Source organism: Lentibacillus sp. (genome assembly GCF_035301675.1).
Taxonomy (GTDB): Bacteria; Bacillota; Bacilli; order Bacillales; family Amphibacillaceae; genus Lentibacillus.
Genome location: NZ_DATGTT010000074.1, coordinates 19,469 through 31,076, shown reverse-complemented (window position 1 = coordinate 31,076; position 11,608 = coordinate 19,469). Strand labels below are relative to the sequence as shown.

9 protein-coding genes are annotated in these 11,608 nt (G+C 42.8%); 7 read left to right on the top strand and 2 right to left on the bottom strand.

What is annotated here, in order from left to right; translation table 11 throughout:
- Positions 1-51: 51 nt before the first annotated feature.
- Complete coding sequence (locus VK097_RS12820) at positions 52-222, top strand: hypothetical protein (RefSeq protein WP_324212203.1); 171 nt, start codon at positions 52-54, stop codon at positions 220-222.
- A gap of 570 nt (positions 223-792) precedes the next feature.
- On the opposite strand, the gene VK097_RS12815 is transcribed toward VK097_RS12820, so the two are convergent.
- On the bottom strand, positions 793-1,185 hold the full coding sequence (locus VK097_RS12815; protein WP_324212202.1) for a hypothetical protein: 393 nt from the start codon (positions 1,183-1,185) through the stop codon (positions 793-795).
- Between the two features lie 165 nt (positions 1,186-1,350).
- Complete coding sequence (locus VK097_RS12810; RefSeq protein ID WP_324212201.1) at positions 1,351-1,782, bottom strand: hypothetical protein; 432 nt, start codon at positions 1,780-1,782, stop codon at positions 1,351-1,353.
- A 486-nt stretch (positions 1,783-2,268) separates the two neighbouring features.
- On the opposite strand from VK097_RS12810, the gene VK097_RS12805 reads away from it, so the two are divergent.
- The 6 genes from VK097_RS12805 to VK097_RS12780 all read left to right on the top strand — a co-directional run bounded on the left by VK097_RS12805 (position 2,269) and on the right by VK097_RS12780 (position 11,592).
- A complete protein-coding gene (locus VK097_RS12805; RefSeq protein WP_324212200.1) occupies positions 2,269-3,879 on the top strand; it encodes a BCCT family transporter in 1,611 nt (536 codons plus the stop codon).
- Between the two features lie 211 nt (positions 3,880-4,090).
- Positions 4,091-6,331 (top strand): hydantoinase/oxoprolinase family protein, encoded by a 2,241-nt coding sequence (locus VK097_RS12800; RefSeq protein ID WP_324212199.1) that lies wholly within the window; start codon positions 4,091-4,093, stop codon positions 6,329-6,331.
- Between the two features lie 33 nt (positions 6,332-6,364).
- Positions 6,365-8,557, top strand: coding sequence for a hydantoinase B/oxoprolinase family protein (locus VK097_RS12795; RefSeq protein WP_324212198.1), 2,193 nt, complete (start codon positions 6,365-6,367; stop codon positions 8,555-8,557).
- 12 nt (positions 8,558-8,569) lie between these two features.
- A complete protein-coding gene (locus tag VK097_RS12790) occupies positions 8,570-9,088 on the top strand; it encodes an acetone carboxylase subunit gamma (protein WP_324212197.1) in 519 nt (172 codons plus the stop codon).
- A 393-nt stretch (positions 9,089-9,481) separates the two neighbouring features.
- Entirely contained in the window at positions 9,482-10,360 is an 879-nt protein-coding gene (locus tag VK097_RS12785) for a beta-keto acid cleavage family enzyme (protein ID WP_324212196.1), read from the top strand.
- Positions 10,361-10,695: 335 nt separating this feature from the next.
- Positions 10,696-11,592 (top strand): glycine betaine ABC transporter substrate-binding protein, encoded by an 897-nt coding sequence (locus VK097_RS12780; RefSeq protein WP_324212195.1) that lies wholly within the window; start codon positions 10,696-10,698, stop codon positions 11,590-11,592.
- Positions 11,593-11,608: the final 16 nt, after the last annotated feature.

Sequence of the window (11,608 nt, the reverse complement as noted above, 5' to 3'; positions counted from 1 at the left end):
AAATGGGCCAAATTGTTGAATACCAATTAAATGGATTCAAGGAGGGATAATATGACTCTACGAGCAGGTTTATTTATGATTGTTTTAATTGCATTCTTTATAGGTATTTGGAGTGTTGAATATTCAATGCAAGGATATATTATTTTTGGATTTCTTGGTATTACGGGAGCATTAAATGTGCTGAGGTATGGAATCAGTAACAAGGAAATAGCAAAAAATTAAAAGAGTCGTTTTTATAAAACCTGGTATTAACAGGAATCGGGCGCTTTTCTTTAATAAAGAATACTCTGCATATAATGGCCATAAATCAGCACGGGGAAAATAAGATTTTATTAGTCAAATAGTTGCTAAAGAAAAATTATAATAATAAGGCTAACTTACCGGTTACTGCTTTGATATTGGCAGTTTATAGCTTAATTACACAGAACCATGAATTCATGCCATATATGATGTTACTTATAGGTGTGCTTAATTGGATAGTGGAATATCAGTATTACAAGAAAAATGTATACCATTAGCATTATTTTTGTTATTTATGGCTGTATTCGCATCGTTTGTTGGCATTCACACCTTTTAATAGAATCGGGCACTGAATAACAATCAGCGCGCATATTGTCACAAGGTCGTGCGGATGCCTGTCATTTCCTGGTTTTGTCGATTCATATATCGGACAGGTAATGTTCGATGAGGGAAACCGGGGATGAGAAACAGTCCAGATCATGCAGTCACTGCACATGGGTAGAACTTACCGACCTGGACTGTTCCCAATAATCCCTTGTACCGTTGCCCCTCCTATTCAAAGACACCTTGGTAAACATCTATTTCTGTTATTTCCCCTGCTTTCAACAGTTCAGTTTCTAATCGTTTAAAATAGCTTACGTATATACGCTCTTTGTAGAGGCGATGATCTCCCATTCGTACGATGTCTCTTGCGTATTGAGCACCAATCTTCTGTTTAATGTTGTCAAAGTTATCGATACTGTTCAGATAGACATTGAATATTTGATCAATCCTTCCTCCTTCTGGTCCATACCCCGGCAATGTTTTCGTTTCCTCGCAGTATTGGATATCAATATCGTGGTTTTCTTTAAAAAAATCTATAAGGTATTTTCCAGTCTTGCCTAATGGAAGTGTCGTTCCTGGCCACACACAATGAACATAATCTTCCTTTATCATATTATACAAAGGTGATCACTCCTAAGATATATTATTTTTTGAAGTCCTTCTGTCCCGCGTTCCCCAGTTTATGACAGGTAGTGTGGTGTATTTCATATTCTTTATCATTCCATCTTGCTGAAGGGTATTTATGACAATTCTTATTTGTTCTGCTTCTGCCTGGTCATATCGTTTTTAATAGGTGTCAACGGCTTCCGTTATGGTCATGTTCACATCGAACGTGTCACGTAAATACGAAATTTCCGGTTCAAATCCCAATTCCCATAAAATATTAAAATAAGCCTGGAGAAAGCTGCGATTATTTTGTGGCCCTTTTAGATCCGTGTCGATGACATGGTGTTCCTTCAATGCTTCGATGACACTATCCGTTGAAGCGGTGAAAGTGGCGAAAGACTCATCAACCCGAGAAAGTAATGCAAAAGTTAGGTATGCAATTGCTGTTGGCGGTACAGTGCTTGTCCATGGTGTTTTGTCAAAAGTTAATGTTGGTTTTTCCTCTTTGTTATTAGCTGTATCATTCGATGTATTACTGCTATTGCCTACACCCTCTGAATCACTACTTGATGTGCAACCGTATATAACGATTAATAATAAAATTGCTGTCAAAATAACAAGCGCCTTCTTAATCCCTCCTAGTAAATTGGATGATTCTGTTGTGACTTGTCATATGCCAGCTTCTCAATTAATTAGATGCACCGTATCACAAAGATAAAAAATCTACAAATGGCAATTTTTGAGCATTTTCGCGAAATTTTAAAATAAATACAGATATATCGTTATAAAGGAATATTTTTATGAACTAAACAAGAAATATAAAGTGTACCATCATTTTATACCGTTTAAAATTTACGTTACATTTAGACATTGGATCCATAGATAAATAATATTTTTACGAGGAGGTGGAATATGAAAAAATCAAGGAATGATGTAGAGGAAAAGTGGCCATCTTGAATTCGAATCGACTTTGATTTCCATGAAGACTTAAGATCTTTATCACGGGTGTTATTTAAGATCGCAAAAGCTGGTGCTTAATGGGGGTGACATTATTTACGAACACTTTTTTAAGTATTATATTAAAAAGGAGTGCGTTATTTGAAAAACTTAAATATTGAAAATAAAGTACTATGGCCTGTGTTAGTAATTTTACTGTTAGGATTAGTTCCTGTTGGGGTGAATCCTTCGGCTGCGGCAAATATTGTAGGCACAATATTGGGTTTCATCACAGGAAATTTTGGTTGGCTTTTCGTCTTGTTTCCATTGATGATACTTATTTTTTTTGCTTGGCTTGTTTTTAGCAAGTTTGGTCAAATCAAATTAGGGGATCCTGACGACAAGCCGGAATTTTCAAATTTTAGTTGGTTTGCGATGATTTTTACAACGGGAATTGGTGCGGAAATTATGTACCTATCGATTATCGAACCAATTACTTTTTTTAATGCCCCACCCTTTGGAATAGAATCTGGAACATTAAGTGCAGCAGAGTGGGCTATCCCTTATGGTTTCTTTAATTGGGGAATACTCGCGTGGGCTATTTATGCTCTTCCCAGTATTCCTATGGCATATGCCTTATATGTGAAAAAAATACCTCACTTTAGGCTTAGTGCTGCTTGCAAACCAATTCTAGGTAAGCATTCTGAAGGCATACCGGGTAAAATCGTCGATATTGCCATGATGCTTGGTTTGATCGGGGTAGTGGGAACAAGCATAGGATTGGTTGCTCCCATGATCGCACAACTTTTGGGTGAAATGTTTAATATTCCTGTAACTTTTGGGCTCTTGGTAATCGTTATAGCTCTTTGGGTCATTCTATTTGGAGGAAGTGTATATTTGGGTCTTAGGAAAGGAATTAAAAGATTATCAGATTTTAACCTAATTATTGTTGCAGCAATACTTGTCTTTGTGTTCCTTGTTGGCCCAACAACCTTCATGCTAGATAATTCCATACAATCCATAGGTACAATGTTTAACGATTTTTTCAACATGAGTTTAAGTTTAGGAGCCATTAACAATGTAAGTTTCCCTCAAGATTGGACTGTTTTCTATTGGGCATGGTGGATTGGTTATTCATCATTAATAGGTTTGTTTACTGCCAGGATATCCAAGGGACGCACAATAAAACAAGTGATCATTACCCAATGCCTTATAGGACCGGTGGGTTGCTGGGTGTTTTTTGGTGTTTTTGGAAATTACGCATTGAATCTTCAATTATCCAATTTAGTTCCAGTTAATTCAATAATGGTTAATAGTGGACAAACAGAAGCTATAATGGCGGTTATCAATACATTACCTCTTAGTGCGATTATAATACCGCTACTAGTAATCGCCTATCTAGTATTCTCGGCAACTACTTTTGACGGTGCTTCATTGATTTTGTCATCTGTTGCGAGTAAGAAACTGGGTAGAACCGGGCAGCCGCCCCGAATCCATAGATTATTTTGGGCGTTAATTCTCGGAGGAGTAGGTATAATCATATTGGCCATAGGCGGATTGGAGGCAGTTCAATTGTCTTCAGTTATTGTAGGTGTCCCTATGATTTTGGTTTTTGTGTTGATGACTATTTCTTTTATTAAATCTGTCAGAGAAGATTTTGGGCAGGAGAAATCAACCTTAATAAAAAATTCCGAACTACCTTTATCGGAAACGCAAAATGATCAAGTATCTGAGGAAAAAGAAGGCGTGCTTTTAGGAAAGGAAGAGAGATAGGGGGCTGAAATTAATTAAGAGGTGACTTAGAAGGATCAAGATGTCAGTACTAAATCAAATAGTATTACGAACACCAAAAGGGTTCTTCAAAACATCAATCTCCAATAAGGTGAAAGATAATTATGAATGGAATTCATTTTTTTAGTATTGACAACAAACCGTCTGGACGGTTAACCTATTTCTAGAGGCGCAATTAAGGGCACAGGATTTTATGCAATTGATCTTACGTGCCCTTAGAAAAAAATTATATCGAGAAAAATCAACAAGGAGGAGATATGCCATGAAACAGACATCACCACTCGTGCTCGGCATCGATGCTGGTGGCACGATGACCGACACGATTCTAGTGGACAAAGAAGGCAACTTCGCTGTCGGTAAGGCACCGACTACACCTAATTACGAATCAGAAGGATTTATTGAATCAGCGCGTGACGCTACTAGTCTCTGGAACCTGGATGTGAACAAAACCTTTGAAGAATTGGCGGTAGTCCTTTATTCAGGTACGGGTATGCTAAATACGTTGTTATCAAGGAGCGGAAAGCGCATTGGTCTGATTGTGACACGGGGCATGGAAGATGCCATACTTATGGGAAGAGGCCTTCAGTCATGGGCCGGTTATTCTTATGAAGACCGCTTGCATGCAGTCACCCACGCTTCTCCCGAGCCTCTTGTGCCCCTTAGCCGGGTACGCGGTGTGACCGAGCGTGTCGACCAGTTCGGTCAGGTGGTCATTCCCGCTTATGAGCACGAGGCAGTCAGCGGTGTAAAAGAGCTCTTGGAGCAGGACATTGAAGCGTTATGCATCTGTTGCATGTATTCACACGTTAATCCTGAACACGAATTGAAAATTGGCGAAGCGGCCCGGAGGGTACTGGCGGAGCATGACGTCGATATCCCGATTTACTTTAGTCATCAGGTTCGTCCGATCATTCGCGAACAATCCCGGTTAAACAGCACGCTTATCGAGGCATATGCAACAGCTAGAGGCCGTGAGCAGCTGCTGGGCGTTGAAGCGGCTGCTAAGGAACATGGTTTCCCACACAGCATGCAAACGATGCTTTCATACGGAGGGCTCGCGGACGTACGCTATCCTCGTCTGCACGAGACGATGATCTCGGGGCCAGTCGGAGGGCTTTTGGGCGCCAAACATGTCGGCGAGTTGGTCGGCACGGATTCAGTAATTGTCAGTGATATGGGTGGAACAAGCTTTGATATTGGGGCAATTACCCGCGGCAAAGTACCTATTGAAGATGAGCCGACCTTGGCCAGGTTTAAACTGAATTTGCCGACACTAGCGATGGATACCATCGGTGCCGGCGGCGGTACTATTGTTAAGGTGGACCCATACACAGGTAAGGTTAGTCTAGGTCCGGAAAGCGCTGGCTCGGTACCGGGTCCGGTGGCTATGGATATGGGCGGCACAGAGCCAACGATTGCTGACTGTGATGCGGTAATGGGTCGTTTGAACCCTGATAACTTCCTCGGTGGCAAGGTCAAACTTAATATCGAGAAGGCAACGCAGGTTCTGAAAGAGAAAGTTGCCGATCCATTGGGGGTTGACGTTTATGAAGCGGCCGAGGGGATGGTGAATATGCTGGAGATGGAAGCTAAGTCTTCCATTGAATCCATTATTTCGACGCGTGGTGTCGATCCAGGTGAGTACCACTTGATGGCTTACGGCGGATCTGGACCGCTTCACATGGCTGAGTACAGCCGCAGCCTAGGTTTTAAAGGCGTCATGACATTCCCGTTTGCGGCAGCATTTTCAGCCTTTGGTTGCACTACGGCGGATTACTTGCACAGGCACAGCCAATCCGTCCATATTATGACCGGCCCCGATTCTTCGGATAAAGACAGGGAAGAGGCGCGACGGCACATTAATGAAATCTGGAGCGAACTCGATACCCAAGCCCGTTCTGAGTTGGTCTCTGAAGGTCATGAAGCAGACGCAGTCGTTTGTGAGCCATTCGCCATGATGCGCTACACTGGCCAACTGGAAGATGTCGAAGTTGCAGCACCAGTGACCAAATTAGAGTCAGATGAAGATTTAGATAAGCTTACACAAGCTTTTGAAGACCTGTACGAACAGATTAACCGCAGTGTGTCCGGTTATGGGACAGCCGGTTATACAATTATGGAACTCGGCTTAAATGCTCGTGTGGAAAAAGTGAAGCCAGAGCTGAGTCGCCGTCCTTTGGGGTCCAAGAATCCTGATCCCGAGGCCGCCAAAGGAAAGCGGTCTATGTATTACAATCGTGCGTGGCATGAGGCACAGCTTTGGGAGATGGACATGCTGAAGCCCGGCAACGTGCTTGAGGGGCCTGCCATTGTCGAGCACCCTGCTACGACCTTGGTCATTCCAGCGGGGGACCGGGTCCGTGTAGATGAATGGACTATTCTGCACTACGAACACGGCGAGGACACGCAAAACTCAGTTGGAAACGTATTGTAGACCGAGATTCAATCTAAAAAAAGGAGGATTCTTATGAATGACGCAGTAGAAAACAAAGCCAAGGGCCTAAAGGAGCAATTGCTTGAGAACGATCGAAAATTCCAGGAAACAGGCTGCTATGCCGGCATAACGGAATTAAAATACCGTGAGGAAGATCCTATGCGCTATGAAAGCTTGCACACAAAGCTTCGATCAATGTCGATAGCATCGCGGGAGATGGCCAGAAGCATTTCAGCTTCGCCTGGTGTGCGAGAGGTAGGGGAAATGGTTGTAGCGTTATACACCCCTGAAGGTGACGCGATTAGCCTTTCTACAGGAATTATGGTTCATGTGCATACGATGAGCCGGTTTATCAAATGGATGATTCAAAATGGTTACGAGGACTCGCCTGGTATTTGTCCTGGTGATGTGTTCGCTAACAATGATGCTTTTATCGGTACGGTACAAGTACCAGACGTAATGGTTGTTATACCGATTTTCCATAATGACGAGCTTGTTGGCTGGGCCGGCACAGTCGCTCATGAATTGGAGGTCGGCGGCATCACGCCAGGTGGTGACGTATACTTGGCCCAAGAACGTTTTACTGAAGGGTTGTTCGTTTGTGCCGAAAAAGTGGGTGAGAAAGACGAGCTGCGCCGAGACTATCTAATCCGGTTGGAACGGAACCTCCGTATGCCTATCTATTGGATGTTCGACGACAAAGCAAAGTTAGCAGCTAACCTGGAATTGCGGGATCAGGTAAAAGAGCTTATCGATGATGTCGGTTTGGACTACTACAAGCGGGCTACCCGTGAATTCATTGAAGAAGGTCGCCGCGCGCAGCTTTCGAAGGTTCAACAGCTTATGGTGCCCGGTCGCTACAGAGGACACACGTTTTATGGCCATCTCACTGAGGGTAAACCTGGAATTTTGCCTTTAGGTGATGAAAACTTGCTATATTCCATCCCGCTTGAATTGGATGTGGGCGGCGATGGCCACATGCATTTGGATTTTGAAGGCACCGGTTCTTGGGGCTATCACTCGATGAATTGTACGCCAGCTGGTATGGACGGCGGATTATTTGTTACCCTAACTCAGTCTATGAACTTTGAAGGTAAGGTGAACGACGGAGCTTGGCTGGCTACAGATATGAATTTACCGTCGGGGACCTGGACCAACCCAGACCGCCATACCGTAGCGACGGCCACGTCCTGGGCACTTCTGTTACCGGCCTTTGGCATTTTTCAGCGGTTGCTCAGCCGTGGCTTTGTGAGCCGGGGATTCAAAGAAGAAGCGTTTGTCGGTCAGGTAAACAGTCCAATGGTAGAAATGGGTGGTCAAAGTCAGTACGGCAGCCAGTTTGGTATGGCTATGTTTGAGTGCTCCGCAGCCGGAAGTGGCGCCCTTGGTATAAAAGACGGGATCGATAATGGCTATGTTGGTTGGAATCCCGAATCTGACATGGGCAATATGGAAGTTTGGGAGCAGGGCATACCGATGCTCTACTTAGGGCGAAGCATCGCGGCTGATTCGGGTGGACCCGGCAGCAACCGCGGCGGTACAGCCTTCACTTCACTTTGGCTCATGCACAATACAGACGAAGTGACGATAGCTACGTCCGAACATTCAAGTCGTGTGTATGACAACGCCGGCATGTGCGGTGGCTATCCAGCGCCGACAGCCCACAGGCATTTCACTGTGCGAGATAGCAATATTCAGCAGTTGATTGACGAACAGAAACCATTACCTCACTCGTTGGGGAAAGACCCATACACGACCGATTTGGCCCGGTTGGTTGAAGGTGAGAAGAAAGAGGTTGAAGGTCCGCATATTGACAAACCGTTGCAAGCCGGGGATCTGTTTGCACACTCATACAATGGCGGAGGCGGTTATGGCGACCCCATCGAGCGGGACCCGCTGGATGTTGTCCGGGATGTTGAGAACGGCTATGTGACGCCGGAAATTGCCCAAAGAACTCATGCTGTAGTGCTTGAGCATGACGAGGAGTGTAACGCATGGCGTGTCAACCCAGAAGCAACCGAAGCCCGACGCAAAGAAGTCCGAAACTCCCGGTTAAATAAGGCTATGCCTGTTAAGGATTGGATTGCATCCGAGCGCGAGCGCGTGTTGGAAAAGGACTTTGTTACCGAAGTGCATAAAATGTATCAGGATACAATGGGTATTTCCGGCCAATTTGCCAAAGAGTTCCGTGAATTCTGGCAGCTGCCGGAAAACTTTACAATGTAAGGAGTGATAACGATGGCAAGCTATGATAAGGAAATAATTCGTGACTTAATTGATGGTACGCTGCCTTGGCAGTCGACGAAATCAATTATGAGTCAGTATAAAGACGACGACCGGTTTTTCAAGTACATCGATATTCTTCAAGAACGGGTGAAATTTAACGACCAGATCTTGTTGCCGATTGGTGAGCATTTGTATATTGTTGCTAAGAAAAGTGAGCCTCAAGGCGAGCGAGTTGTCAAATGTGGCTGCGATTATGAGTTTGGTCATTACACTAACAACTGGAAATTAAACGCTGTGATTAATGTTCGGGATGAAGAAGAAGAGATTGCTGAAATCTATCCTGGACGTCATAGCTATGATCCGGACTGGATGGAAATTCGTGAGTTTATTTGCCCGGGCTGTGCTACGCTGCTGGAAGTGGAGGCAGCGGCTCCGGGATACCCGATCGTTTTTGATTTCTTGCCGTATTTAGAGACCTTTTATCGTGATTGGCTCGGTCGAGAGCTACCAGCCGAGACGACAAGGGATTGACATCACGTGTTGTGATAAACCAATAAACCAACAGGTTTTATGTATCTTGTCGGCAGACAGATTTTTCATTCGTACAATCGAGAAAGCTATCCAAGAGTATGATCCAATCTCAGTCATGTAGACAGTGAAAATAATAATGTTTAACGGTTTTGGCTCTGTACTCAAAAGAGCTAAGGCCGTTTATGTATTCTTGAAATGTCTACGGTTATAAAAATGTTGAGAAACTAAAACAGGATCCAACATTAACCGAAGATGATGAGCGTGCAATGGATGAAATGATTTCTGAACTTCATGAATGAATAGAATACTACGATTGGATCCCCGGAGTTATGGGATATTTCAAAAGTGGCAGCATTTTCAATTGTGCATTTAAACAAACGGGAGGTGGTAAAGTTGAATAAAAATGTTATTTTATCATGTGCTATATCAGGAGCAGGTGACACGACTGAAAAAAGTCCGCATGTGCCAGTAACACCGAAAGAGATTGCTGATTCAGCTATCAAATCAGCAAAAGCAGGAGCAACAATTGTTCATCTCCATGTACGTGATCCGGAAACAGGAAAGTTGAGTCATGACGTTAATTTGTTTCAGGAAACAGTAGAACGAATCCGCGAGTCTGAAACGGATGTCATTATTAATATAACATCCGGTGGTGGCGGTGATTGGATTCCAAGTGAAGAAGATCCGACAAAAGGTGGTGTTGGCACTGTTATTCAAACACCTGAAGAACGTCATGAGCCAGTTGGAAAATTGCTTCCCGAGTTGTGTACACTTGATTGTGGAAGTATCAACTTTGGAAATATGCTGTACGTGAATCCAACTGATTGGTTGCGAAAACAGGCAAAACTTGTAAAAGAAAGTGGCGTAAAACCAGAATTAGAGTGTTTTGATACTGGTCAGGTTAATTTTGCTAATCAATTAATTGAAGAAGGTCTCATTGATGGTGACCCCTTATATCAATTCTGCCTTGGTATACCATGGGGGGCTGCAGCTGACGCTGAAACATTGTCCTATATGAAGAGCCGAATACCGGAAAATGGCAAATGGGCCGCATTCGGCATTGGCCGCATGCAAATGCCGATAGTGGCAGAATCAGTTCTACAAGGAGGTCATATTCGTGTAGGGTTGGAAGATAATCTTTATCTTAAAAAAGGACGATTAGCTACAAATGAACAACTCGTTGATAAAGCTGTAGGCATTGTACAGACTCTTGGCTCCGATATAATGACACCGGAAGAAGCGCGTAAAGAATTAAACCTTATGACACCATGAAGAGAGGAACTGGCAGATAAACTGATTGATAGTTAGCAATTTATCAACAAATTCAAGAATTGGCAAAACGTCATACACTTGATGAACAACCAAAGGAAATAGGGCGTGTGATAGGATTCAAACGAAAGCAACGCTATAACTCTTAATATAACTACATTAAAAATGCCGACAAATATAGTGATTATATCAAATAAACCTATAAGGCTTAGTCTCATCTAGGTATAATCAATCAATAACAGATTTATGGAAGTAGCGTAGCTCCCATATTCTGCAGAAACTAATAAAGACTGCGAGGCTGACACAACAAAAAATGTGGACTTAGGGGAGGTTTATACATGAAGAAAACTGTTATTTTAATAACAATTTTCTTATCAATAGCTATGTACGGCTGCACACCAAGTGGTGGCTCAGAAGCTACTGGTAATAGCAATGGCGCAGAGAATGAAAAAGAGAACAAACCAACATTAACTTTAGGTATAACGCCATGGACAAGTACTGTACCACCAACGGAAATAGTTAAGATAGTATTAGAGAATATGGGTTATAAAGTAGAAGACACTGAGGCTGATCTTGGTGTTACTATGGCGGGTCTGTCAAAAGGGGATGTTGACATATTTATGGATTACTGGAATCCGCAACACAAAACCTATCTAGACGAATTTTCCGATTCAATAGAGGTGGTATCTACAAGTTATGATGATGCAGCAAGAGGGATAGCAGTTCCTAAATATATGGAGGATGTCAATGATGTTGGAGATTTAAAAGGTATAGAAGACAAAGTAAATAATGAAGTCTTGGCAATTTCAGAAAGTGATCCGACAGTAAAAGAAATCCCAAAGCTTATTGATATATATGATCTGGACATGGAAATGATTAATTCCTCAGAGGCGGCTATGTTGTCAGCTGCTAAATCAAAAATTGAAAAGGAGGAACCTGTTGTACTGTTTGGATGGCGTCCACATAGCATGTTTAATTTACTTGATATAAAATTATTAACAAATAAAAAAGCTCCAGAGGTTTTAACACCCTCTTCTATTCACGTTCTTGCACATAAAGAATTGAAAGAAAATGCACCCGAAGCTTATGAATTTTTAAGTAATTGGAGTATACCCATTGATGACATCGAAGATATGATTATCAAGATTGACAATGGAGAAGATCCTGAACAGATAGCACAGGAGTGGATTGATGATAACCAGGATAAGATTGACGAAATGAAGAACAACAAATGATTGCATGGCATCGATC

Excerpts from the sequence above, each read along its gene's own strand:
- VK097_RS12790 (WP_324212197.1), top strand. The coding sequence starts at position 8,570 with ATGGCAAGCTATGATAAGGAAATAATTCGTGACTTAATTGATGGTACG.
- VK097_RS12820 (WP_324212203.1), top strand. The coding sequence starts at position 52 with ATGACTCTACGAGCAGGTTTATTTATGATTGTTTTAATTGCATTCTTT.
- VK097_RS12800 (WP_324212199.1), top strand. The coding sequence starts at position 4,091 with ATGCAATTGATCTTACGTGCCCTTAGAAAAAAATTATATCGAGAAAAA.
- VK097_RS12780 (WP_324212195.1), top strand. The coding sequence starts at position 10,696 with ATGAAGAAAACTGTTATTTTAATAACAATTTTCTTATCAATAGCTATG.
- VK097_RS12795 (WP_324212198.1), top strand. The coding sequence starts at position 6,365 with ATGAATGACGCAGTAGAAAACAAAGCCAAGGGCCTAAAGGAGCAATTG.